This window comes from Flavobacterium sp., assembly GCF_031537875.1.
GTDB lineage: Bacteria > Bacteroidota > Bacteroidia > Flavobacteriales > Flavobacteriaceae > Flavobacterium.
In genome coordinates this window covers 122151-147806 of the sequence record NZ_JAVKNB010000016.1, presented here as the reverse complement: position 1 = coordinate 147806, position 25656 = coordinate 122151, and the positions used below count along the sequence as shown (strand labels likewise).

Annotated in this window: 26 protein-coding genes; 13 read left to right on the top strand and 13 right to left on the bottom strand. The window is 34.2% G+C overall.

The features are described from left to right. Window positions 1–198: 198 nt before the first annotated feature. From hisG to RMR09_RS10750, 10 genes are all read left to right on the top strand, one after another. Window positions 199–1056, top strand: a complete 858-nt coding sequence (hisG, locus tag RMR09_RS10795; protein ID WP_310595811.1) for an ATP phosphoribosyltransferase — start codon at window positions 199–201, stop codon at window positions 1054–1056. A gap of 22 nt (window positions 1057–1078) precedes the next feature. Continuing rightward, entirely contained in the window at window positions 1079–2371 is a 1293-nt protein-coding gene (gene hisD, locus RMR09_RS10790; RefSeq protein ID WP_310595810.1) for a histidinol dehydrogenase, read from the top strand. Further along, on the top strand, window positions 2361–3413 hold the full coding sequence (hisC, locus tag RMR09_RS10785; RefSeq protein ID WP_310595809.1) for a histidinol-phosphate transaminase: 1053 nt from the start codon (window positions 2361–2363) through the stop codon (window positions 3411–3413). Before hisD ends, hisC begins: the two co-directional genes overlap by 11 nt. 5 nt (window positions 3414–3418) lie before the next feature. Then, window positions 3419–4039 carry a DUF1801 domain-containing protein gene (locus RMR09_RS10780; RefSeq protein ID WP_310595808.1) on the top strand — a complete coding sequence of 207 codons (621 nt, stop codon included), beginning with the start codon at window positions 3419–3421 and terminating at the stop codon, window positions 4037–4039. Between the two features lie 39 nt (window positions 4040–4078). Then, complete coding sequence (gene hisB / locus RMR09_RS10775; RefSeq protein WP_310595807.1) at window positions 4079–5212, top strand: bifunctional histidinol-phosphatase/imidazoleglycerol-phosphate dehydratase HisB; 1134 nt, start codon at window positions 4079–4081, stop codon at window positions 5210–5212. Window positions 5213–5287: 75 nt separating this feature from the next. Next, window positions 5288–5869 (top strand): imidazole glycerol phosphate synthase subunit HisH, encoded by a 582-nt coding sequence (hisH, locus tag RMR09_RS10770; RefSeq protein WP_310595806.1) that lies wholly within the window; start codon window positions 5288–5290, stop codon window positions 5867–5869. 28 nt (window positions 5870–5897) lie between these two features. Beyond that, window positions 5898–6623 carry a 1-(5-phosphoribosyl)-5-[(5-phosphoribosylamino)methylideneamino]imidazole-4-carboxamide isomerase gene (gene hisA, locus RMR09_RS10765; RefSeq protein ID WP_310595805.1) on the top strand — a complete coding sequence of 242 codons (726 nt, stop codon included), beginning with the start codon at window positions 5898–5900 and terminating at the stop codon, window positions 6621–6623. A 100-nt stretch (window positions 6624–6723) separates the two neighbouring features. Further along, entirely contained in the window at window positions 6724–7479 is a 756-nt protein-coding gene (hisF, locus tag RMR09_RS10760) for an imidazole glycerol phosphate synthase subunit HisF (protein ID WP_310595804.1), read from the top strand. Between the two features lie 39 nt (window positions 7480–7518). Continuing rightward, window positions 7519–8118, top strand: a complete 600-nt coding sequence (hisIE, locus tag RMR09_RS10755; protein ID WP_310595803.1) for a bifunctional phosphoribosyl-AMP cyclohydrolase/phosphoribosyl-ATP diphosphatase HisIE — start codon at window positions 7519–7521, stop codon at window positions 8116–8118. Between the two features lie 124 nt (window positions 8119–8242). Further along, complete coding sequence (locus RMR09_RS10750) at window positions 8243–9874, top strand: M1 family metallopeptidase (RefSeq protein WP_310595802.1); 1632 nt, start codon at window positions 8243–8245, stop codon at window positions 9872–9874. Here RMR09_RS10750 and RMR09_RS10745 read toward each other — a convergent pair whose 3' ends face one another. Then, window positions 9875–10711 (bottom strand): AraC family transcriptional regulator, encoded by an 837-nt coding sequence (locus RMR09_RS10745; RefSeq protein WP_310595801.1) that lies wholly within the window; start codon window positions 10709–10711, stop codon window positions 9875–9877. Window positions 10712–10861: 150 nt separating this feature from the next. Here RMR09_RS10745 and RMR09_RS10740 point away from each other — a divergent pair, with 150 nt between their 5' ends. Then, complete coding sequence (locus RMR09_RS10740; RefSeq protein WP_310595800.1) at window positions 10862–11854, top strand: phytanoyl-CoA dioxygenase family protein; 993 nt, start codon at window positions 10862–10864, stop codon at window positions 11852–11854. A 70-nt stretch (window positions 11855–11924) separates the two neighbouring features. Here RMR09_RS10740 and RMR09_RS10735 read toward each other — a convergent pair whose 3' ends face one another. From RMR09_RS10735 to RMR09_RS10680, 12 genes are all read right to left on the bottom strand, one after another. After that, window positions 11925–12803: a sugar phosphate isomerase/epimerase gene (locus tag RMR09_RS10735; protein WP_310595799.1), complete on the bottom strand. Its 879-nt coding sequence runs from the start codon at window positions 12801–12803 to the stop codon at window positions 11925–11927. 19 nt (window positions 12804–12822) lie between these two features. Beyond that, the gene (locus RMR09_RS10730) at window positions 12823–13713 is read right to left on the bottom strand and encodes a TIM barrel protein (RefSeq protein WP_310595798.1); all 891 of its coding nucleotides are present in this window, start codon (window positions 13711–13713) and stop codon (window positions 12823–12825) included. Window positions 13714–13719: 6 nt separating this feature from the next. Further along, window positions 13720–14949, bottom strand: a complete 1230-nt coding sequence (locus RMR09_RS10725; RefSeq protein WP_310595797.1) for a nucleoside permease — start codon at window positions 14947–14949, stop codon at window positions 13720–13722. Window positions 14950–14987: 38 nt separating this feature from the next. Then, window positions 14988–15713 carry a DUF1080 domain-containing protein gene (locus RMR09_RS10720; RefSeq protein ID WP_310595796.1) on the bottom strand — a complete coding sequence of 242 codons (726 nt, stop codon included), beginning with the start codon at window positions 15711–15713 and terminating at the stop codon, window positions 14988–14990. Between the two features lie 12 nt (window positions 15714–15725). Then, entirely contained in the window at window positions 15726–17180 is a 1455-nt protein-coding gene (locus tag RMR09_RS10715; protein WP_310595795.1) for a Gfo/Idh/MocA family oxidoreductase, read from the bottom strand. 43 nt (window positions 17181–17223) lie between these two features. Further along, complete coding sequence (locus RMR09_RS10710; protein WP_310595794.1) at window positions 17224–17589, bottom strand: c-type cytochrome; 366 nt, start codon at window positions 17587–17589, stop codon at window positions 17224–17226. 21 nt (window positions 17590–17610) lie between these two features. Further along, on the bottom strand, window positions 17611–18663 hold the full coding sequence (locus RMR09_RS10705; RefSeq protein ID WP_310595793.1) for a sugar phosphate isomerase/epimerase: 1053 nt from the start codon (window positions 18661–18663) through the stop codon (window positions 17611–17613). Window positions 18664–18665: 2 nt separating this feature from the next. Beyond that, the gene (locus RMR09_RS10700; RefSeq protein ID WP_310595792.1) at window positions 18666–19829 is read right to left on the bottom strand and encodes a Gfo/Idh/MocA family oxidoreductase; all 1164 of its coding nucleotides are present in this window, start codon (window positions 19827–19829) and stop codon (window positions 18666–18668) included. A 15-nt stretch (window positions 19830–19844) separates the two neighbouring features. Then, window positions 19845–21551 (bottom strand): GMC oxidoreductase, encoded by a 1707-nt coding sequence (locus RMR09_RS10695; protein ID WP_409070963.1) that lies wholly within the window; start codon window positions 21549–21551, stop codon window positions 19845–19847. Window positions 21552–21594: 43 nt separating this feature from the next. Beyond that, on the bottom strand, window positions 21595–22155 hold the full coding sequence (locus RMR09_RS10690) for a gluconate 2-dehydrogenase subunit 3 family protein (RefSeq protein WP_310595790.1): 561 nt from the start codon (window positions 22153–22155) through the stop codon (window positions 21595–21597). A gap of 544 nt (window positions 22156–22699) precedes the next feature. Then, on the bottom strand, window positions 22700–23083 hold the full coding sequence (locus RMR09_RS10685) for a glyoxalase (RefSeq protein ID WP_310595789.1): 384 nt from the start codon (window positions 23081–23083) through the stop codon (window positions 22700–22702). A gap of 2 nt (window positions 23084–23085) precedes the next feature. Beyond that, the gene (locus RMR09_RS10680) at window positions 23086–23358 is read right to left on the bottom strand and encodes a DUF3817 domain-containing protein (RefSeq protein WP_310595788.1); all 273 of its coding nucleotides are present in this window, start codon (window positions 23356–23358) and stop codon (window positions 23086–23088) included. 103 nt (window positions 23359–23461) lie between these two features. Between RMR09_RS10680 and RMR09_RS10675 the strand changes: the two genes are divergently transcribed. Continuing rightward, on the top strand, window positions 23462–23989 hold the full coding sequence (locus RMR09_RS10675) for a DUF6155 family protein (protein ID WP_310595787.1): 528 nt from the start codon (window positions 23462–23464) through the stop codon (window positions 23987–23989). Between the two features lie 94 nt (window positions 23990–24083). Further along, complete coding sequence (locus RMR09_RS10670; protein ID WP_310595786.1) at window positions 24084–25622, top strand: DEAD/DEAH box helicase; 1539 nt, start codon at window positions 24084–24086, stop codon at window positions 25620–25622. The last annotated feature ends 34 nt before the right edge of the window (window positions 25623–25656 follow it).

Here is a 25656-nt window from a genome sequence, read left to right as displayed (position 1 = left end):
AAATAAAAGAATTTCTAATTAATTAGTATGTTATCAAATCAATTACATCATCATCATTTACTAAATTGCTCTCAAGCGATGTGTTAATGGTATGCGTGTAAGTCACATATTTAAAAACCCGTTTGAGTACATCAAGCGGGTTTTTTATTAAAAATCTGTTGTACTCAAATCACAACAAATTAAAAAAAACAAAAAACAATGAGTACTTTAAAAATTGCTATTCAAAAATCAGGACGCTTAAACGAAGACAGCATCCAAATCCTTAAAGACTGTGGTATTTCTATCAATAATGGAAACGACCAATTAAAAGCTACGGCATCTAATTTCCCATTGGAAGTATTGTATTTACGGAATTCAGATATTCCTCAATACTTAATTGATGGAGTAGTTGATGTGGCTATTGTAGGTGATAACTTATTAGTTGAAAAGGGAAAAAACATTGAAGTAGCCGAAAAATTAGGTTTTTCTAAATGCAAAGTTTCAGTAGCTGTACCTAAAAACTTTCAATACAATTCCGTAAAAGATTTAGATGGTTTACGAATTGCTACTTCGTATCCCAATACCGTTTTAGATTTTTTCAATTCTAAAAATGTGAATGTTGATTTACACCAAATTTCAGGTTCGGTTGAAATTGCTCCAAACATTGGTCTAGCGGATGCTATTGTTGATATTGTTTCAAGCGGTAGTACGTTGTTTAAAAACAATTTAAAAGAAGTAGAAGTTATTTTTAAAAGTGAAGCAGTTTTAGCGGTTTCGCCAAAAATGACTCCCGAAAACAAAGCGATTTTAGATAAATTACAATTCCGAATTCAATCGGTTTTAAGAGCGCGAAAATCAAAATACATCTTGATGAACGTTCCGAATGATAAAATTCAATTGATTAGTTCCATTTTACCTGTTTTGAAAAGCCCAACAGTAATGCCATTGGCACAAGAAGGTTGGTCAAGTGTACATACTGTGATTGAAGAAGATCGTTTTTGGGAAGTTATTGACGAGCTAAAATCAGCAGGAGCCGAAGGTATTTTGGTTTGCCCAATTGAAAAAATGGTGTTGTAATTTCTTAAATCTTAGAATCACAATGAACAAAATATACAATCCAAAACAGACAGATTGGGCTTCTTTATTAGAAAGACCAACTAAAACTGTGGACGATATTGAAGCTACGGTAAAAGAAATTTTCACCGCAGTGCAATTAAAAGGAGATGAAGCTATAAATCAATATACCGCTCAATTTGACGGAATTACATTAAATACTATTCAGGTTTCTGATGCTGAAATTCAAACTGCAATTGCCCAAGTGGATGACGAATTGAAAGGAGCCATTCAACTAGCAAAATCAAATATTGAAAAATTCCACCAAGCACAAAAAACCAATCGTATAAGCGTTGAAACTGCTTCGGGAGTACAATGTTGGCAAGAAAAACGACCGATTCAAAAAATCGGATTGTACATTCCTGGAGGTACTGCACCCTTGTTTTCAACGGTTTTAATGTTGGCAGTTCCTGCAGCAATTGCTGGTTGTAAAGAAGTGGTTTTATGTTCGCCTCCTGATAAAAACGGAAACTTAAATCCGGCAATTTTATATGCTGCTAATTTATGTGGAGTAACCAAAATACTGAAAGTAGGCGGCATTCAGGCAATAGCAGGAATGACTTTTGGTACAACCACCATTCCTAAGGTCTATAAAATATTTGGCCCTGGAAATCAATATGTAACAGTAGCCAAACAATTAGCGACTCAATTTGGTGTTGCTATTGATATGCCGGCAGGTCCATCAGAGTTACTAGTAGTAGCTGATGAAAGCGCTATTCCTGCCTTTGTAGCTTCTGATTTGTTAAGTCAAGCCGAACATGGCACGGACAGCCAAGTAATTTTGGTTTCTACTTCCGAAGCGATGATTGAGGCTGTAGAGCAAGAAGTACAATCGCAATTAGCTGTTTTACCAAGAAAAGAAATTGCCGAAAAAGCCATTGCTAATTCGAAACTGATTTTTGTCGAAAATAAAGAAACGGCCTTGGACTTAATCAATGAATACGGACCAGAACACTTTATAGTGTGTACTGCAGACAATGATTTTTATGTAGACAACATCGAAAATGCCGGTTCAGTATTTATAGGGAATTATACCCCAGAAAGTGCTGGAGATTATGCTTCAGGAACTAATCATACGTTGCCAACCAATGGATATGCTAAGAATTATAGTGGCGTTAACTTGGATAGTTTTATGAAATCGATGACGTTCCAAAAGATTTCTGAAACCGGTATTCAAACTATTGGAAAAGCCATCGAAATTATGGCGGAGAAAGAAGGATTACAAGCGCACAAAAATGCGGTTACATTACGTTTAAAAGCGATTGAAAATGAAAAATAATTTTGACATCAATACTTTAGTTCGAGAAAACGTCAAAGCCATGAAGCCTTATTCTTCGGCACGTGATGAATTTGAGGATTTTGATACGGCGGATATGATTTTTTTGGATGCCAATGAAAATCCCTATGAGAATGGGGTGAATCGTTACCCCGATCCACAACAAGCAACAGTAAAATCAGTTTTAGCCGCACAAAATGGAGTTGAAAAAAATCAAATCCTTTTAGGAAATGGGAGTGATGAAGTATTGGATTTGTTGTTTCGCGCTTTTTGTGAGCCAAAATTGGATAATGTAATTACATTACCGCCTACCTACGGAATGTATAGTGTTTTGGCGAATTTGAATGCGATAGAAAATAGAGAGGTTTTGCTTTCGAATGATTTTCAACCGCAATTAAATGAAATCATGAAAGTGGTGGATGCAAACACGAAAATGATTTTCCTTTGTTCGCCAAACAACCCTACGGGGAATTCATTCTCAACAGAAAGTGTGCAGTATTTATTGAATAATTTCAACGGATTAGTGGTCATTGACGAGGCGTATATTGACTTTTCGGACAAAGCGTCTTGGATACCAAAAATCAAGGATTATCCTAATTTAATTATTACGCAAACTTTGTCTAAAGCGTATGGCTTGGCAGGAATTCGATTGGGAATTTGCTATGCTTCTGCAGCAATTATTGCAGTTTTGAATAAAATTAAACCTCCGTATAATGTTAATGAACTTACCCAAAAACGAGCGTTAGAACGTTTGAATGATTCATCTAAAATAAAAGAAGAAATAAATTCTATTATAGCGCAAAGAGAGTTATTACTTAAAGTATTACATGAAGTTAATTTTGTATCGAAAATATATCCTACCGAAGCCAACTTTATTCTGATTAAAGTAGATAATGCTAATCAACGCTATGATGAGTTAATAGCTAAGGGAATTGTGATTCGCAATAGAACGACGCAACCTTTGTGCGAAAACACTTTGCGGTTGACTGTTGGTACAGAAGAAGAAAATAAGAAATTAATAGAAGCTTTACAGAGTTTAAATTAATCGGCATGATTACAAATGTAGAAACGTATTTTGATGAAGGTTGTGGACGTTGTTCTAAAATGGCAACACCTTTGTGTCGTGTGCGAACTTGGGAGACAGAATTACAACTCTTACGAAAAATTATATTAGAAACTGGCTTGGTGGAAGAATTGAAATGGAGTCATCCTTGTTATACGTTTCAAAATAAAAATGTAGTAATGATAGGTACTACAAAAGCATGTTGTGCAATTAGTTTCTTTAAAGGTGTTTTATTAGAAGACAAGCAAAAAGTGTTGATTGCTCAAACAGAGAATATGCAGGCTACGAGACAATTGCAATTTACAAACACCGCTCAGATTTTGGAATTAGAAAATACTATAAAAGCCTATATTTTTGAAGCGATTGAAGTTGAAAAATCAGGCGCTAAAGTTCCTTATAAAGAACCTATTGCAATTGAAACTCCAGAAGAATTTCAATACTTTTTAGATAGTGACGAAGTATTAAAATTAGCTTTTGAAGGATTAACTCCTGGAAGACAAAAAGCCTATTTACTTCATTTTTCTGAACCAAAACAATCTAAGACAAAAACAGCTAGGGTTGAAAAATGGATGAGTCAAATTAAACGTGGAAAAGGAATGAATGATTAAGAAGTTGTTCTTAATCAGAAAATATTAGAATAAATTGATATGAAAAAAGTATTATTTATAGATCGTGATGGGACCATCGTAATTGAACCCGCTGATTTTCAACTAGACAGTTTAAACAAACTAGAATTCTACCCGAAAGCCTTTCAATATTTGGCTAAAATTGCCAATGAATTGGATTATGAATTGGCAATGGTAACAAATCAAGATGGATTAGGTACAGCTAGTTTTCCAGAAGACACCTTTTGGCCAACACAAAATTTCATTTTGAGAGCTTTTGAAAACGAAGGTATTTTGTTTGATGATATTTTTATTGATCGTTCTTTTCCAGCAGAAAATGCACCTACGCGTAAACCTCGTACAGGAATGCTGACGAAATATATTGACAATCCTAATTATGACTTGGCGAATTCATTTGTACTAGGAGACCGAATTACAGATGTTGCTTTAGCAAAAAACTTAGGAACCAAAGCTATTTTCTTGCAACAACAAGAAGGTTTGGGTAGTGATGAAATCAATGAAAATGAAGATTTTAGTGGCGTTATAGCCTTGCAAACTACCGATTGGAAAACCATTTATGAGTTTTTAAAACTAGAAGCTCGTTCGGCCAGTATTGAAAGAAAAACACACGAAACGGATATTTTTATCAAGTTGAATTTAGACGGAACTGGTAAAAGTAAAATCGATACTGGAATTGCATTTTTTGACCACATGCTAGATCAAATTGCACGCCACGGACAGATGGACTTAGAAATTGCGGTAAAAGGCGATTTAGAGGTAGACGAACACCATACTATTGAAGATACTGCGATTGCTTTGGGAGAAGTTTTTGCCAAAGCATTAGGAAACAAACTAGGAATTGAGCGTTATGGTTTTTGTTTGCCAATGGATGATTGTTTATCGCAAGTAGCAATTGATTTTGGAGGCAGAAATTGGTTGGTTTGGAAAACCGAATTCAAACGCGAAATGGTAGGTAAAATGCCAACAGAAATGTTTTACCACTTTTTCAAATCATTCTCTGATGGTGCTAAGGCCAATATCAATATCAAAGCAGAAGGAACTAACGAACATCATAAGATTGAAGCGATTTTCAAGGCTTTCGCAAAAGCGATAAAAGTTGCTGTAAAACGTGATACAGAGAAAATGATTTTGCCTTCAACAAAAGGAATGCTCTAATAATTATGAATTATAAATTATGAATTGTTGAGTGTATTACCTTAATATTCTTAATTTCTTAATGGTTAAAAATAAATGAAAATTGTAATTATCAATTACGGTGCAGGAAATATTCAAAGTATTCTATTTGCTATAGAACGCCTAGGGTTTCAAGCGGTTTTAACTAATGATCCCGTAACAATTCAACAAGCAGACAAGGTAATTTTTCCGGGTGTAGGAGAAGCGAGTTATGCGATGAGCAAACTCAAAGAAAGTGGTTTAGATACTTTGATTCCTAACTTGAAACAACCCGTTTTGGGAATTTGTTTGGGAATGCAATTGATGTGTCACCATTCTGAAGAAGGAAACACAGATGGCCTAGGCATTTTTGATGCTAATGTAGTTCGATTTTCAAATAATGTCAAAGTCCCTCAAATGGGTTGGAACCAAATTTACAATTTGAAATCACCTTTGTTTGAAGGGATAAAAAATAACGAATACATGTATTTAGTGCATAGTTATTATGTACCTAATTGTGATGAAGCCATTGCTGTAACGAACTATGATATCGAATATGCTTCGGCCTTACAAAAAAATAATTTTTATGGAACCCAATTTCACCCAGAAAAAAGCGGCGATGTTGGCGAACAGATTTTAGCTAATTTTTTAAAGTTATAAATTTTAAATATCGTAAATCGAATATAAAATGAGAATAATACCAGCAATAGATATCATTGACGGAAAATGTGTTCGTTTATCCAAAGGGGATTACGATACTAAAATCATTTACAATGAAAATCCACTTGAAGTAGCCAAATCGTTTGAAGCGCATGGAATTGAGTATTTACACCTAGTGGATTTAGATGGTGCTAAGTCAAGCAAAATTGTGAACTATAAAATTCTCGAACAGATTGCAACACAAACCAAATTAAAAATTGATTTTGGAGGTGGTTTGAAATCGGATGCCGACTTAAAAATTGCTTTTGAATCTGGGGCGAACCAAATTACAGGCGGAAGTATTGCTGTTAAAAACAGAGCTGTTTTTGAACAATGGATAGCTGAATATGGTTCCGATAAAATCATTTTAGGAGCGGATGCAAATAATGAAAAAGTAGCTGTTTCGGGCTGGTTAGAAGACTCTAACGAAGATTTAATCCCTTTTATTCAAGATTATCAAAATAAAGGAATTCAATACGTTATTTGTACGGATATTGCCAAAGACGGTATGTTAGCTGGGCCTAGTTTTGATTTATATGCTAAAATTTTGGCCACAGCCAAAGGAATTAAATTAATTGCCTCTGGCGGAATTTCTACATTTGATGAATTGCCACAATTAGCCGAATTGGGTTGCGAAGGAACAATCATTGGGAAAGCGATTTACGAAGGAAGAATTTCGTTGAAACAATTAGAAAAATATATTTTAAACCAATAGATTATTACGCAAAGATGCGCAATGCATAGCACAAAGAGGCTCTAAAATCTTTGTGATTCTTTGCGAAGTCTTGGTGAATATCTGTGAAACAACAATATAAATGTTAACAAAAAGAATAATTCCTTGTTTGGATATCAAAAACGGCAGGACGGTCAAAGGGGTCAATTTTGTGGACTTGCGTGACGCGGGAGATCCTGTAGAATTAGCTAAAATCTATTCGGATGAAGGAGCAGATGAATTGGTGTTTTTAGATATTTCAGCAACTGAGGAACGCAGAAGAACCTTGGTGGATTTGGTTCGCAAAGTTGCGGCAACAATTAATATTCCGTTTACTGTTGGAGGTGGAATTGCCTCTGTAGAAGATGTCGAAATCTTATTGCAAAATGGAGCAGATAAAGTTTCAATCAATTCATCGGCAGTTAAGAACCCGCAATTGATAACTGATTTGGCTCAAAAATTTGGTAGTCAATGTGTAGTTGTGGCTATTGATGCGAAACAAATTGATGGGGAATGGGTGGTGCATTTAGTAGGAGGTAAGGTACCTACAGACATTAAATTATTTGATTGGGCCAAAGAAGTTGCCGCTAGAGGAGCAGGAGAAATCTTGTTTACCTCTATGGATCACGACGGAACTAAAAATGGATTTGCGAATGAAGCCTTGGCTACATTGTCACAATTAGTGAATATTCCAATCATTGCTTCAGGGGGAGCTGGGAATATGCAACATTTTATTGATACCTTTGTTGAAGGAAAATCAGATGCTGCATTGGCAGCAAGCGTTTTTCATTTCAAAGAAATTGAAATACCCACTTTAAAAAAAGAACTAAAAAATAATCATATTGAAGTTAGAATTTAAAAACTACAAATTCAATACTCATAATTCATAATTACACACATGAACATCGATTTTTCAAAAAGCGCCCACGGATTAATTCCAGCCATTATTCAAGATAGTGAAACCAAAGCCGTTTTAATGCTAGGTTATATGAACGAAGAGGCTTTCGCTAAAACTCAAGCAACTCAAAAAGTAACATTCTATAGCCGCTCTAAACAACGTCTTTGGACTAAAGGAGAAGAAAGTGGCAATTTCTTAAATCTAGTGAGCATCAAGAACGATTGTGATACCGATACGTTATTAATTCAAGTGCGACCTGTAGGACCGACTTGTCATAATGGAACGGATACCTGTTGGGCGGAAGACAATCAACCTCATTACGGTTTTATTTCGACTTTGGAACAAACTATCAAAACGCGTCGTGAAAATGCCGATGCTGAGAAAAGTTATGTTGCTTCTTTATTTGAAAAAGGGATTAATAAAATCGCTCAAAAAGTTGGTGAAGAAGCAGTAGAAGTGGTAATCGAAGCCAAAGATGATAACGATGATTTGTTCTTAAGTGAAAGTGCTGATTTACTTTTTCATTATCTTATTTTATTGCAAGCTAAAGGCTATCAAATGAATGATGTAATTGAAGTTTTAAAGAAAAGACAGAAATAATTCCTTTTAATTATTAAATAAAATAAACCCCAATGATAAATATATCATTGGGGTTTTATATTTACTGCACAATCTGTTATATTTACTTATTCTTTAAAAGATTGTTTAAACTATACATTTCGTTATGAATAAAAAAGTCATTTACCTGTTCCTTATATTTTTGGTAACCAATACCATTTTTGCTCAAAAATTCACCAAACAAGACAGTTTACGTGGGAGTATTACCAAAGAAAGAGTTTGGTGGGATTTGAAAAAATACCACTTGGATATCAAAGTCAATCCTGCAGACAGTACTATTGTAGGTTCGAATACAATTGATTATCTTGTGTTAGATAAGTACAATGTGATGCAAATTGATTTGCAAGAACCCATGCAAATTACCAAAGTCATTCAAGATGGAAATAGTCTGAAATTCGAAAGAGAAGGCAATGTGTTTCATATTTATTTGACAGCCAATCAAAATAAAGGTGATTACAAACAAATTACAGTTTTTTATAATGGGAAGCCTAAAATAGCTGTTCGCCCACCTTGGGATGGCGGAATCACTTGGAAAAAAGATGAAAATGGAAAATCATTTATAGCCACTTCTTGCCAAGGTTTGGGAGCTAGTGTTTGGTGGCCTAATAAAGATCACATGTATGACGAAGCCGAGTCGATGTTGATAAGCGTCAACGTCCCTAAGGGACTAATGGATATTTCGAATGGTCGTTTACAAAGCGTAAAACAATTGAAAGACGGAACAACTACGTACAACTGGTATGTTTCTAATCCGATTAATAATTACGGTGTCAACATTAATATTGGCGATTATGTAGCGTTTTCTGAAAAATACAAAGGCGAAAAAGGCGATTTAGATTGTCAATATTATGTGTTGAGAAATAATTTGGCGAAAGCAAAAAAACAATTTCAAGATGTGACGAAGATGCTGAAAGCCTTTGAACATTGGTTTGGACCATATCCATTTTATGAAGACAGTTACAAATTAGTAGAAGTACCGTATTTAGGGATGGAACATCAAAGTTGTGTCACCTATGGTAATGGCTTTCAAAATGGGTATCGCGGACGTGATTTGAGTGGCACAGGTTGGGGATTAAAATTTGATTTCATCATTATTCATGAGTCGGGACACGAGTGGTTTGCCAATAACATCACCTATAAAGACATTGCCGACATGTGGATTCATGAAAGTTTTACCAATTATTCGGAGAGTTTATTTGTAGAATACTATTACGGAAAAGAGGCGGGAGCTGCTTATGTGAGAGGTACTCGAAAAAATATCCAAAATGACAAGCCCATTATTGGTCAATATGACGTCAATAATGAAGGCTCTAGTGATATGTATTACAAAGGCGGTAATATGTTGCATACCATCCGTCAAATAGTTAATGATGACGAAAAATGGCGACAAATTTTAAGAGGCTTGAACAGCACTTTTTACCATCAAACTGTCACTACCAAGCAAATTGAAGGGTATATCAGTCAACAAGCGGGAATTGATTTATCGACTGTTTTTAATCAATATTTGAGAGATACTCGAATTCCAACATTTGAATATTATTTCAAAGATGGGTATTTAAATTATAGATGGATGAATTGTGTTCCTGGTTTTGCAATGCCTATGAAAGTAACTATTAATGGACAAGAAGTAGTGTTGCAACCCACAACGGAATGGAAATTAAAACCAACAAACGCCACTAATTCTCAATTAGAGATTAATCCTAATTATTATGTGAGTGTTTTAAATTCAGTGAACTAACTATCTTTTTTTAAATTCTAAAGGATTTTCTCCAACTACTTTTTTGAAAATACGATTGAAATAGGACAGACTTTCAAAACCACATTCATAGCAGGTTTCAGTTACGTTCTTATCTTCTTTTAAAAGTCGTTTGGCTTGTTCAATACGATATTGATTTAAGAACCCGATAAAAGTCAATCGAGTCATTTTTTTGAAATACCTACAAAAAGCAGCTTTGGATAAATGAGTGAGTTGTGCCATTTCTTCAATACTAATGGTACGCTGGTAATTACTTTCAATGAATTTATAGACTATTTTAAGTCGGGATTGTTCTTTGTTATTATAAAAGTTTTCAAAAGGTTGTTCGTGTAAAAAAGTCCTTTCTTGAGATGTAGCCAAAGATTGGAACAAAGACAAAACAGCAATAAATTGTTCAAAATGTGGCAATAGATGAATTGCTTTAAGTTGTTTCCCAATTGTCGCTTTCGTGTTTCCGTGAAAACAAATTACTTTTTTAGAATTTTCAAATAATTGGTGAATCGCTTCTAATTCAGGGGTGGAAGCAAAATCATTTTTAAAAAAATCAGCGTTGATTTGTAATACTACTTTTTCATACTCGGTTCTAATCCCATAATCGAAATTCAAATGGGGGATATTAGAACCTATAAAAACCAAATCACTTCCTTCAAATTGTCCCACATGATTTCCAACACGTCTGTTACCTTGAGGTGCTTCAATAAAAGTCAATTCGAATTCAGGATGAAAATGCCAATAATAAAAATCGTTCAATTTTGGATTGACCAAAATTCGGAAGGAACTACCCGCTAAACGTTTGATATCTTCAAAAACAATTTTCATATAATTAGTGTTTTATAGTATAAATGTACTATTGAATAGTTTAATTTCCAATAAAATGTCAATATAGTACAAATTATGGTAAATTTTGTGATAATTCAACTGCTAGATTCCAACTAATTTTGGATTATCAAATTAACCAACTATTACATTATGGATACTAAAAATCAAACTATGACTCCGACAATGACGCCAACGATGGCGACTAACGCACACGCAGATATTCCTGGAAATCCATCAGTGGCAAAATCTAGTGTACACAAATTAAATGACCGTTCTAACGGAAAACCACTTCGTTTATTAACCGACGAGCAATGGAATTTCTGGATTACCAATGGTTATATTGTTATTAAAAATGCCGTACCAAAAGAGAATGCAGAACGATTGGCTAATTTCATTTGGGAATTTGAAGAAAAAGATCCAAACGACCCATCCACTTGGTATGCACCACCAAGAGCAGAAATGCAAATGAAAGAACTAACGAATAGTGGAATGGTAGAATTGTACAATCACCAATACCAATGGGACAACCGTCAAATGCAAAAAGTTTATGATGCCTTTGCGGATGTTTGGGGAACAGAAAAGCTATGGGTTACTATTGATAGAGCCAATTTGAATTTTCCAGTTCGTCCTGATCACGAGTTCAAAGGATTTATACATTGGGACTACGATCCAGAAACAAAGCCTCAAAATGTACAAGGAGTTCTAGCATTAGTAGATGCAACCGATGAAAATATGGGAGGTTTTCAATGTATTCCTGAGTTGTTTCGCACTTATGATACATGGAAATTAACACAACCTGAAGACAGAAATCGTTTCCAACCCGATATTACAGGTTTTGAAGATAAATTAGTAAAAGTTAAAATGGAAGCGGGCGATTTAATGATTTTTAATAGTTCGCAACCACACGGAATTCGTCCTAATTTGACCAAAGACAAGGTGCGTGTTGCTCAATACATTTCAATGATGCCTGCAGAAGAAGATAATGAAGAGTTAAAAGCGTGGCGAATCAATTCGTGGAAAAACCGAATTGCACCAGAAGGATATGCTTTTCCAGGCGATCCGAGAAAATGGGAAATCACCAAACACAAAACAGCTGAATTAAGCGATTTAGGAAAAAAGCTTTTGGGATTAGAAAAGTGGTAAATTTACTTTAAATAAAAAAGGGTATTTAATTGCAAAACAATTAAATACCCTTTTTTTATTATTATAAAAACTAGATTAGATTTTTAGAAATATAATCAAAACTTGTTTTAATAGATTCTAATGGATTTGGAGTATAATTCGTTTCATGCTCTAAAAAGAAACGTTTCATTCCTGACAATTTAGCTTGTGCAAAAATAGCCTTGAAGTCAATAGCTCCTTTACCAATTTCGGCATTCAATTCTTTATTGGCTTTGTCCATGTCTTTTACATGCCACATAGTGAAACGTCCTGGATGTTGTTTGAATAAATCCAATGGATTATGACCCGCACGTACAGCCCAATACAAGTCTAATTCAAAATCTACTAGTTTAGGATCTGTTTCGTTCAACAAAATTTCATATCCGTTAGTATCTCCAAATTTAGTGAATTCAAAATCGTGATTATGATACGCTAATTTTAATCCTGCAGCATGGCATTGTTGCGCTACTTTATTAATTCCTGCTGCTAATTTTTTATAATCTTCAGCTGATGTACCTCTTAATTCAGGTAAAATCCACGGAATAGTAACATATTCGCTTCCTAAAACTTTGGCAGCATTGATATAGGCGTTCAAATCACTTAAATCTCCAGTTTTGATATAGTTGTTAAAATCAAAATGGTTACTAGTGGCTTTTAACCCATTAGCATCTAAAATCGCTTTGAAGTCGTTTAATGAAGTACCAAAGAAAGTATTGTCTTTTGGAGAAAAACCAAAAGTTTCCACTTCGGTAAATCCCGCTTTGGCGATTTGTGCCAAAACACCTTTTACGTCTTTAGGCAAAGTCTCACGCATTGTCCATAATTGGATTCCAATAGGTCTCTTTTTAGTTGTGAAGGCTAGGGAAGGAGTAATGGCTAAAGTCCCCAATACTAAACCACTATTGATTAAAAATTCTCTTCTTTTGTTCATGGGTTTTATTTTTAGTTAGTTAAATGTCGCAAATTGTGATGGCTTGTTGTAATGAAGCTAATTTATCGGTGTATTTAGGTACAAATTCTTGACCTACAAATCCTTTAAAACCTGTTCCTGCAATAGCTCTCATAATAGCAGGATAATTTAATTCTTGTGTTTCGTCAATTTCATTTCGACCAGGAACTCCAGCTGTATGAAAATGAGCAATATGTTGAATATTGTCTTTGATAGTTCTAATTACATCACCTTCATCAATTTGCATGTGGTAGATATCGTAGAGTAATTTGAAATGATCTGAATTTATACGTTTTACCAATTCAACACCCCAAGACGTTTTATTGCACTGGTAATCTTTATGATCTATTTTACTATTCAATAATTCCATCACCAAAGTAATATTATGCTTTTCAGCCAATGGAATTAGTTTTTGTAATCCAATAACGCAATTATTCCAGCCTTCTTCATCTGTTTTTCCTCGGCGATTCCCACTGAAACAAATTAAGTTTTTATAACCTGCTTCGGCTACGCGAGGAATTATTTCGGTATAGCGTTGAATTAATTTTTCATGGAATTGAATATCATTAAAACCATCCACTAAATTCAACTCAGCGCCATTGCACATAGTTGAAATTAGATTGTATTTTTTCAATGTTGGCCAAGCTTCTGGACCTACCAAATCAATTCCAGTGATTCCCATTTTTTTAGCTTCAATACAAAGGGTTTCTAAATCCAACGAATTAAAACACCAGCGTGAAACAGAATGGTTGATATTACCTTTCAACATAGGAATAGTAGTAGTTTTTTCTTTTGACAAACCAAAAGCAGACAATTCTAAAGGAATACTTAGCGCAGCAGTACTGGCAAGTATTCCTTTGATAGCAGAACGTCTATTGAAGTTGGTTTTCATTTATAATTAGTGTGAAACTTCTGTTTTATTTTTATCATTAAATGTTAATGCAAATAAAACAAAAACAGCTAAAGCAATTCCTGCAGGAATGATCCATACCATTTCCCAGTTGATTGTTCCAGTTGTCGTTTTATAATTATCAGTAATCCATCCTGCTACAGCAAAACCAATTAGCATTCCTACTCCATAAGTAGCTAAAGTAATTAAACCTTGAGCAGCACTTTTGTATTTCTCACCTGCTTTTGAATTGGTATAAATTTGTCCAGAAACAAAAAAGAAATCATAACAAATACCGTGTAAAGCAATTCCAATAATTAGCATAAAACTTAAATCAGTACCATTACCATAAGCAAATAATGCATAACGAATAGCCCAAGCTAACATTCCAACTAAAATCGTTTTCTTAAATCCGAAACGAGTAAAGAAAACAGGAATTAATAATAAGAATAAAGCTTCTGATATTTGACCGATTGCCATTTTACCTGTTGGATTTTCAATTCCAGCTTCAGTTAAAAAAGGATGCGCATTTTGATAATAAAAAGCCAATGGAATACAGATTAAAATCGAAGAAAGGAAAAATACAGCAAAGTTTTTATCTTTCAATAATTTCAAAGCATCTAAACCAATGATATCTCCAATTTTAATTTTCTCATCTGAAACCTTAGGTGGAGTAGCAGGTAAGGTAAAGCTCAATAATCCTAAAACTAAAGCTGCAATTCCAGCTAATAAGAACGTATTTTTCAACATTCCTTGAGCTATATTCTCAGTTGAATCCCAATGGAAAACAAAACTAATTGCTAATCCAGCTAAAATCCATCCAATTGTTCCCCAAACACGGATGTTTGCGAACTCTTTTTCAGGATCTTTCATTTGGTTAAAGGCTACTGAATTTACCAAAGCTAAAGTAGGCATATACAAAACCATATAGCTTAACACATAGATATAAAATGAACCTACCTCATTAGATTGGTACATTTGATACATCAAAAATGCGCCAACTAAGTGTAATACTCCTAAGATTTTTTCTGCATTAAAATAACGGTCGGCAATTAATCCAATGATGAAAGGCGCAATGATAGCTCCCCAAGATTGAGTCGAAAATACAGCAGCACTTTCAGCTCCTGAAGCTTTTAAATTACTTCCTAAAAATGTTCCTAAAGTTACAAACCATGCACCCCAGATAAAAAATTCCAGGAACATCATAGTTGATAATTTGATTCTATTGGTTGTATTCATAAATTTATTTTTTGGTTTGGTTAGTTAATTTTGATTAATTATTTACACCCTGTTGTAGGTTGTAATGAATTCCATTCTTTGATCATTACGTTTCTATACCATACATTTTCACCGTGATCTTGTAAGGCAATTTTTCCTGTTTGAAAAGATGCAAATCCTGGCCAAGTAGCAAATTTACTTTTCGCTACTAAAGCTTTAAAGTTATCGTCCCAAAGCATGGTTTCTACGACTTTAACTCCGTTTAGCAACATTTGTAATTTTCCGAACTTACAAACAATATCAACAGAATTCCATTCGCCAACAGGTTTAACAGGCTCAGTAGTACTTTTGATTAAATCGTATAAATCACCTGCTCTGTGTTTTTCAATTTTTCCGTCAGGATGTCCATCGTTATCTAGAACTTGCATTTCTAAACCTGTTTCGTAAGTGTTTTTGAATTTAGCTAAGTCTTCGTTAACAAAGAAGATAATCCCACTGTTCGAATTAGGAGCTACTTTCCATTCTAATTTTAAATGGAAATTAGTATATTCTTTATCGGTAACTAAATCGCCTCCTTGTCCGTTTTTAGCAGCAGCTGGGTCAAAATGTAGGACCCCATCTTCAACTTTCCATGCAGAAGTAGCTGTTTTTTTTCCGTAAGTATGCCAACCTGTAGTCGTTTGACCATCAAATAAAGAAACAAATCCTTTAGGCAATGCTGTTTGAGCGTTTGTAGTTTGTATCAAAATAGTAAATAGTGCTATTTTAAAAATATTCTTAATCATTTTAAATTGTTTTTATAAAGTTAAATTTTTCCAACCTTCACGGTAATTACGTTTTACGAATTGATTTACTTCATCAAAATTAGTAATTCTCATATTATCATTATCCCATAACAATTTAGCTGAACGACCTGGGTACACATCTTCACCTAATTCGTCACGAACAACATCATAACCTCTGATTGCTAAATTAGCCATTAATAACGCTTCTGTTAAAGGACCTGCGATTTCAAAACCAGAACTTACTTCTTTTTTACCGTAACCTGCTATAGCTGCTTCCACCCATTGTTTGTAGTGACCATCAGCACCTCCTTCAACACGAGCATATTTTTTAGCTACTTGTAAATTTTCATTTTTGCTTAATGGCAATAATCTAGGGTTTAATCCATAAGTATCACACATCATTTTTCCTTTGGTTCCAACGAATAATGTTCCGTTTCCACCATCCCCAAAAATTTCATTAGCCCCTAATTCAGCTGGTCTTTCTGGTTGAATTCCACCGTCCATCCAGTGAACAGTAACATCTCCTAATGTTTTTTCTGTTTTAGGGAAAGTTAAAGTTACGTGACTTGAAGGAGGGCAGCTTTCTGGGAAATAGCCGCGTTTAAATTCGTCTACATAAACAGAACCTACGCTACATTGTACATCTTTAGCATATTTCAATTTCAAAACGCTAAAAGGAGTTTCTAATAAGTGACAACCCATATCTCCTAATGCACCTGTACCATAATCCCACCAACCTCTCCAATTGAATGGAACTAATTTGTCAACATAGTTTTTATAAGGAGCGGTTCCTAACCATAAATCCCAATCCAGTTCTTTTGGCACTTCAGGTTTTGCAGTTGACCAAGGAATTCCTTGTGGCCAAACTGGACGATCAGTCCATGCATAAATAGTATGAACATCTCCAATCAAATCAGCATCATACCATTCTTTAAGAATTCGAGTTCCATCATTAGATGCACCTTGATTCCCCATTTGGGTAACTACTTTGTATTTTTTAGCGGCTTGTGTTAAAACTCTAGCTTCATAAATATCATGAGCCATTGGTTTTTGCACATAAACATGTTTTCCTAGTTGCATTGCCGCCAAAGCTGCAATAGCATGGGTATGATCAGGAGTAGAAACAGAAACAGCATCGAAGTTTTTATGTTCTTTGTCTAACATTTCTCGCCAATCTTTATAAAATTTAGCTTTTGGAAATGCATTAACACTATTTGCGGCTCTACGAGTATCTACATCACATAAATAGGCAATATTCGCTTTTCCACTTTTATCAAACATAGCAACATCCGATTGTCCTTTACCACCAACACCAATACTTGCAATTAGTAAACGATCACTTGGAGCAACAAAACCTCTTCCCAAAACGTGACGAGGAACAATCATGAATGCAGCTGCTGCCATTGCACTCGTTTTTATAAAATCACGGCGATTATTGGCTGGTTTATTTTCTTCTTCTTTTTTCATACTATGTGAATTAAAGTTAGTGAATATGGTTAAAAACTAAGTGTTATTTTTTTAATGATAAAATATATTTTACCATTGATTTTGCATCTTCTTTTTTCAATGAAGAGTGAGCAGACATTGGCATTGTTCCCCAAACACCTGAACCTCCTTTAATTACTTTATCCGCCAACGAATTGATGTTTTTATCTGTATTTGGATATTTTTTTGCAATATCTAAATAGGCTGGGCCAATTAATTTTTTATCCAACTTATGACAGCCAACACAATCTGATTTAGCAATCAATTTTTCACCATCATTAGATTGAACTTCGATAGTAGTTTTTTTAATATATTTTTTGTCAGAATCAATTCTTGAAAAAGAAGTTAATGTCAACATGGCTAAGCCAAAAAGTAAAAAAGTACGTTTCATTTTAATAGTTTGAGTTTTTTATTATAATCCTAAATTTTTTCTATTCAATTGGGTATTGGTCTCTACCGCTGCAAAATCATCAAAAGCCTTATCAGTCACTTTAATAATATGTTTTTTGATAAATTCAGCACCTTCACAAGCACCGTCTTCTTGATTTTTAATACAACATTCCCATTCCATTACTGCCCAACCTTTGTAATCGTATTGTGCTAATTTGCTGAAAATAGTTTTGAAATCAATTTGTCCGTCTCCGGGAGAACGATAACGTCCTGCGCGATTAGCCCAACTTTGGTATCCGCCAAAAGTTCCTTGTTTTCCGGTAGCATTAAATTCGGCATCCTTAACATGAAATGCTTTAATACGTTCGTGGTAAAAGTCAATATATTGAATGTAATCCAATTGTTGTAATACAAAATGTGACGGATCGTATAATAGACAAGCTCTCGAATGATTATTCACTGCTTTCAAAAACATTTCGTAGGTTTCTCCATCGAATAAATCTTCTCCTGGGTGAATTTCATAACAAACATCCACACCATTTTGATCAAATTCATTTAAAATGGGTAACCAACGTTTAGCTAATTCAGCAAATCCTTCTTCAATTAACCCCGGTGGTCTTTGTGGCCAAGGGTGGAAGTATTGCCAAAGTAACGATCCACTAAAAGTGGCATGGGCGTTTAATCCCAAATTTTGAGATGCTTTAGCGGCATATTTCATTTGTTGTACTGCCCATTCCTGTCTAGCTTTAGGATTACCTCGCAATGCAGCAGGGGCAAAGCCATCAAAGAAATCATCATAAGCAGGATGAACTGCTACTAGTTGTCCTTGTAAGTGAGTCGATAATTCTGAAATTTGTAATCCATAAGAAGCTACTTTTCCAGTCAATTCCTCTGCATAGGTTTTACTTTCTGCTGCTTTTTGTAAATCAATAAAGCGAGCATCCAATGTTGGCATCTGAATCCCTTTAAAACCTAAATCAGCTGCCCATTGACAAATTCCATCTAACGAATTAAACGGTGCTTCATCTCCAATAAATTGAGCTAAAAAGACCGCTGGTCCTTGTATTGTTGTCATAATTATAAAACGTTAGGAGTCCATTTTTTATCAGACTGTGCTGATGCTACCACATTATCAATAAATGCCATTCCTCTTAAACCATCTTCAACAGAAGGGAAGTCTAACATTTCTGGAGTAGGTTGTGCACCATCTATTTTGCATCCTAAAGTCAAAGCAAAGTTTCTGTAAATGTTAGCAAAAGCTTCTAAATAACCTTCTGGATGTCCACCAGGAGTTCTGCAATTGTGTCTTGCAAATGAAGATAAATGAGCATAATTAGAACCCGCTCTTAAAATTTGCATCGGCTCTTCTAACCATTTCACTATTAATGAATTTGGTTCGTGTTGCAACCATTCGATGCCCCCTTTTTCACCATAGACTCTAATTTTAACTGCATTTTCTTCACCAGCCGCTACTTGAGAAGCCATCAAAACACCTTTAGCTCCATTATCGAACTTTAACATTACAGCTCCATCATCATCCATTACGCGTCCTTCTACCAAAGTATTTAGTTCAGCGCAAATTTCTGTAATTTTCGAACCTGTAATATATTCAGCCAAATGAGCTGCATGAGTTCCAATATCTCCCATTACTGAACTTTTCCCTGATTTTTTAGGGTCAGTTCTCCAAGCCGCTTGAGCATTTCCTTCTCTCTCAGATAATTTACTTAACCATCCTTGAGGATATTCAACCCAAACTTTACGGATTTTGCCTAATTTCCCTTCACGAACCATGGCTTTGGCCTGTTTTACCATTGGGTAACCAGAGTAGGTGTGAGTCAAACAAAGTGTTAATCCCGTTTCTTTTAATTTCTGTTCCAATTGTTTGGCTTCGTCTAAAGAAAACGTAATTGGCTTTTCAATTACTACGTTAAAACCATGATCTAATGCCATCATAGCAGGTGCAAAGTGAGCAAAGTTGGGTGTTACGATAGTAACAAAATCAATTCTTTCATCTGCAGGTAAAGCGGCTTCCGCTTTGATCATCTCTTCATAAGTCAAATAGGTTCTTGACTCTGGAAGAAATAACGCTTTCCCAGAAGCTTTAGCCACTTCAGGATTGATACTCAAAGCGCCACAACTTAATTCAATTAAGCCATCCATATTGGCTGCTAAACGATGAATTGCCCCGATGAAAGCGTCTTGGCCACCACCGACCATTCCCATTCTTAATTTTCTTGTCATAATAATAGTAGTAACCTAGATATTTTTTTTCTTTAATTCTTTTACTGCATAATCGGCTGCACGAGCAGTTAACGCCATGAAAGTTAACGATGGGTTTTGGCATGCAATAGAAGGCATACAAGATCCATCAGTAACAAATACATTACTTACTTCATGCATTTGATTCCATTTGTTTAATACAGAATCTTTAGGGTCGTTACCCATACGAGCGGTACCCATTTCGTGGATTGCCATACCAGGATAACAATCATTGTCATAGGTTTGAATATTTTTCATTCCAGCTGCTTCTAACATTTCAGCAGCATCATTCATCATATCCTCACGCATTTTTGCCTCATTCTCTTTGTATTCACAATCAATTTTAAGCACTGGCTGACCCCATTTGTCTTTTTTAGTGTGATCAATAGTTACTTTATTTTCATAATAAGGTAACATTTCTCCAAATCCTCCAAGACCCATTTTCCAATGATCAGCAGGTTTAGACATATTATTTTTGAAATCAGTTCCAAAAGCCAATTCAGCAACATCTGCTTGCCAGTTGCCACGACTTGCACCACCTTGGTAACCAAATCCTCTTAAATAATCACGTTTGTCATTACCATAATTTTGGTAACGAGGTACATAAATACCGTTGGCACGACGTCCATAAGTGTATTTGTCTTCAAATCCTTCTGCAGTTCCTTCAGCACCACAACGGAAATGGTGATCCATCAAGTTGTGACCTAATTGACCACTTCCATTACCTAAACCATTAGGATGTGCTTCAGAAGTAGAGTTTAATAAAATGAAAGTAGATCCAAGAGTAGAACCATTTACAAAAACAATTTTAGCATAAAACTCCATGGTTTCATTTGTTTCTGCATCAATTACCATAACTCCTTTAGCTTTCTTTGTATTTTTATCATAAATGATATGATTTACAATAGAGTAGGGTCTTACAGTTAATCTTTTAGTTGCCATAGCAGCAGGTAAAGTAGCTGATTGCGTGCTGAAATAAGCTCCAAATGGACAACCACGACTACATAAATTTCGGTATTGACAATTACCACGTCCATTATGAGGAACCGTTAAGTTGGCTGTACGACCGATAGTTAAGATTCTTTCTCTGTTATAATGTTTTTCGATTCTTTCTTTTACTGATTTTTCAACACAGTTCAAATCCATTGGTGGAAGAAAGTGACCATCTGGTAGCATTGGCCAATTTTCATTTTGTCCACTGATTCCAGCAAATTTTTCAGCATAATCATACCAAGGTGCTAAATCTTTATAACGAATAGGCCAGTCGTTTCCATGACCATCCTTCTTATTGTCTTCAAAATTGACATCACTAAAACGGTAACTTTGACGTCCCCACATTAATGATTTTCCACCCACGTGAAAACCTCTATACCAATCAAAACGCTTTTCTTCAGTATAAGGACATTCTAAATCATTTACCCACCATTTCTCATTTGCTTCTTGATACGGATAATCTCTAATTTGAACTGGATGCGTTCTTTTTTGCTCTTGAGTCATTTTTCCTGCATGTTCAAATTCCCAAGGGCTTTTCATAGCAGATTCGTAATCTTTAACATGCTCAATATTCATTCCACGTTCTAACATTAAAACGCGTAACCCTTTTTCGGTCAATTCTTTTGCAGCCCAACCGCCACTTATTCCTGAACCTATAACGATTGCGTCATAAGTATTTTGTTCTTTTAAATTGGTGTTTATATTCACGATGTGTATTTTTTTGAGTTTAAACTAATTTCGAAAGTTAAAATTATTATGAAGTAGCCCACGCTTTTTGACCTGGCTCTAAAGGTGCGCTTCCGTCATATCGTCCTGGAATTAATAAATATTCACGGGCTTGTGTACATCCAATTTCAGAAGAATAATATCCTAATATTGTTAAATCTCTGGCAATTGTAAAGAATGAAGGCTGTTTGTGGTTTGCTTTTGCATCCTCTCTCAATTCAGTAACAACTTGCAAACGTTCCGCATCTGAAAGCGTTACAAAGTTTTTCCCAAAAGTTTTGATACATTTTTCATCCATAGCTTTTAATCCCGAAGCAAATAACTCTTGTAAATTAGCCGGATAACAGTCTCTAATCATTTTCGGAATAAAAGTGCCTAATCCAGCCGCTTTAGCTCCTGGACAAGCTGCCGTTGTTGGAATAATAATTTCAGCAAATTCAGCTAGAATTGCTTCGTCTGACACTGAAAAGTTAACCATTTTAGATTTATCTAAAACTGTAAAACTTTCAAATAAAACGCCCATTGTAGTTGCTGAAATGGCTCCTCCCATTAAATAGGCAACTCTTTTTAGTGCTTCCCTTCTTTCCATTTGGTTTGTTTTTATGTGTTATTTAGTTTGTTAATAGAGTATTATTAGTTACTTACAATAATAATAAATAAAAAAACAGATTCGTTTTTTTAATGTTAATTTATTGATAGAATTCAATTTTTTTCAATTATTTAAGACATTCTGATTAAATTATGTCGAATAAAATCAAATTTTATGATTTTACGATACAATTTTTAAGTTTATCTGATTTTATAACTGTAAAAAAAATAAAATTAATTCAGTTTTTAAAGTCAATTTGTAATTCAAAACTTACATTTTAATTATTGTTAAATCTTAAATTCGTTTTTCAATGCGTTAAAATGACGTAATAAGTCGTTAAAAGATTATATAACTCAAAATTTAAAATTGTAAAAAAATAAAATTAAACCATCAGAAAACGATTTCGCTTCCTGATTGTAAAAGTAAGTTCTTTATATGTTAAAAAGAGTGTCGCTTAAAAAAAAGTAGATTATTTAATTATTTAAGTCATTGATATTTAATTAAATAAATAATTCTAATCTAAATAAAAAGTAGATTTATATTCTTAAATTAATTGCAATTGGCTCTGTAATCTTTCGATGAGCATGGAGCGGATTCTTTTGTTAAAACCTGAAGTATTGTTTGAATATAAAGAAAATTCGTTTATAGTAAATAGCCCTACAACTATCCCTTTAAGCGTGTTTTGAAACGAAATGTCTTTCAAAATAGCGACCTCAATTGTTTTCATTTTCTTATCTAACGAAAAATCATCGAAAGGAATCTTATTTTGATTTAGGTACGATTGAAAAACAGCAATAATCAAATCATTTTGAAGTTTTAAAATGGGACGTAAAGTGCTATTCTGGAATACTTCCTCTTCAGAAGATTGACTACTGATTTCACCTAAAGTTAGTCCGCGAAATTCTTTTATGAATGATTCTCTTGTCATGTTTAGTTTAAATATTTTTTGTCTACATAAAAAGTCCCAAAAGGTACTACTGAAGCGACACTGATAATGCCAAACTTTTTAAAAGTCCAATTGCATTCTATTTTTAGCATAACAGCCATGATTATATACGCTATAAAAAGTACCCCATGAGCCATTCCTATCATTTGAACAAATATAGGTATCTGAAAGATGTATTTCATTGGCATTGCAAATAACAATAATAGTAGGAGGGAAGTACCTTCTAATAAAGCAACTACTTTAAAAAATTTCAACATAGGTCTATTTTGTAGATTTTATTGCTCAAAATTAGTAATAACATTGATTTTAATCGCATGAATTCCTAAAGTAATTTACCTTTGCATCATTAAAGCCGAGATTATGAGTAAACGCGATCTAAAAAAATATCTTTCCGAATTGAGTAAAGAACAACTGGAAGAACAAATTATTGAGTTGTATGAAAAATTTAGTCCGGTAAAAGTATTTTACAATTTTGTTTTTAATCCTAAGGAAGAATTACTATTACAAGAATGCAAACTCAAAATTTCTAACGAATATTTTCCAATAAAGAAATTAAGCCGACGCAGTAAACCAAAATTACGACGTTCAGTAGCACAAAAATTCATTAAACATTTTATAGTATTAGGTGTTGATCCTTTTATTATTGCTGATGTAATGCTTTATAATATTGAAATTGCACAAACCTACTCATCTGAAAATCCTATTAAACAAGAATTATTCTATAAGAGTATGTTCAATTCCTTTGAACAAGCTACAGATTTTATAATTTCTAATGGTATTTATGGTGAATTTAAAGCCAGAATTAGTACTATTCATCAAGAAACATTGAATCAAAAATGGATTAATGAATACGATTTTGAACGAATTATTTCTCGTTTAGAATTTTAAAAAACTTATTTTTTAATGAAGGGGATTTTTTTAAATTAAAAATAACCGAATAACTGTTTTTTAGCTGTACTTTTGCAAAAATCCAAAAACAGCAATGCCTCAAAACACTTTAGACACAGAATTTGAAGACAGAAAAGAACTCTATGATTACCAAAAAGGTGATATAGATGCCATTTTTGAGCGCATTGATAACGCCTCTCCACAACACCATTTATTATACCAATTGCCTACTGGTGGGGGGAAAACTGTGATATTTTCAGAGATTGTTCGTCGTTACATCAAAAAGCACGACAAAAAAGTAGTGGTGTTAACACATCGAATTGAATTGTGTAAGCAAACTTCTAAAATGTTAAAAGGTTTTGGCGTTAAAAACAAAATCATCAATAGTAATGTAAAAGAGCTTCCAGATCAAAATGACTATTCCTGTTTTGTGGCTATGGTTGAAACGCTTAAAAATCGTATCAATGATGAAAAGCTGCATCTGGATAACATTGGATTAGTTATAATTGACGAGGCACACTACAATTCTTTTAGAAAGCTATTGAGTTCTTTCAAAAAAGCATTCATTTTAGGAGTTACAGCAACTCCTTTGAGTTCCAATATTAAATTACCAATGCATCAAAACTATGATGAATTAATTGTTGGAGATACTATTCAATCCTTAATCAACAAAGGTTTCTTGGCAAAAGCCATAACCTATAGTTATGATGTGGGGTTAACCTCTTTAAAAGTAGGTATCAACGGAGATTATACGGTAAAATCATCGGATGATTTATATACGAATATGGCAATGCAAGAAAAATTATTGCATGCCTATACCGAAAAATCATTGGGCAAAAAAACGTTAATTTTTAACAACGGAATCAATACCTCTCTATATGTGTACGAAACTTTCAGAGAAGCAGGGTACGATGTAAGACATCTCGACAATACAAGCAGTACTGAAGAACGAAAAGATATTTTACATTGGTTCAAACACACACCCAATGCTATATTAACTTCTGTTGGGATTTTGACCACTGGATTTGATGAACCAACAGTTGAAACCATCATTCTTAATAGAGCTACAAAATCTTTGACACTTTATTTTCAAATGATTGGTCGTGGTTCTCGAAAATTAGATAATAAAGACGAGTTTACAGTAATTGATTTAGGAAATAATGCAGCACGATTCGGACTTTGGAGTGATCCTGTAAATTGGCAACATATTTTCAAATCACCCGAATATTATTTAGAGAACCTGCGTGATGATGCCGAAATTGAAATGTATTTCAAGTATGAAATGCCACCCGAATTGCGTGCCAAATTTAGTAAAACTAAAGTCGTTACCTTTGATGTTGATGAAGAACACAAATTAGTCATTCGTCAAAATTTACGTTCTAAAGTCGTGTTAGAAAAATCATTAGAACAACACGCCGCCATGTGTGTAGATAATACCGAAGATTTACAAGGAGCTAAAACACTTGCCCGAGAACTAGAAGAAGATATTGAATGTAGGGTAAAACGTTTTTCAAAATGCTTGAGCCAATGCAGTAAAAACTACCGAGAATGGTTAGTAGAAGACTATAAGATGAAATTAACGGTATTGATAGGGAAGAAGTACCGCGAAAAAATAATGAACGAAGCCGATTAAATTACGATATTTAATCCTTTACAAAAACTGAAAC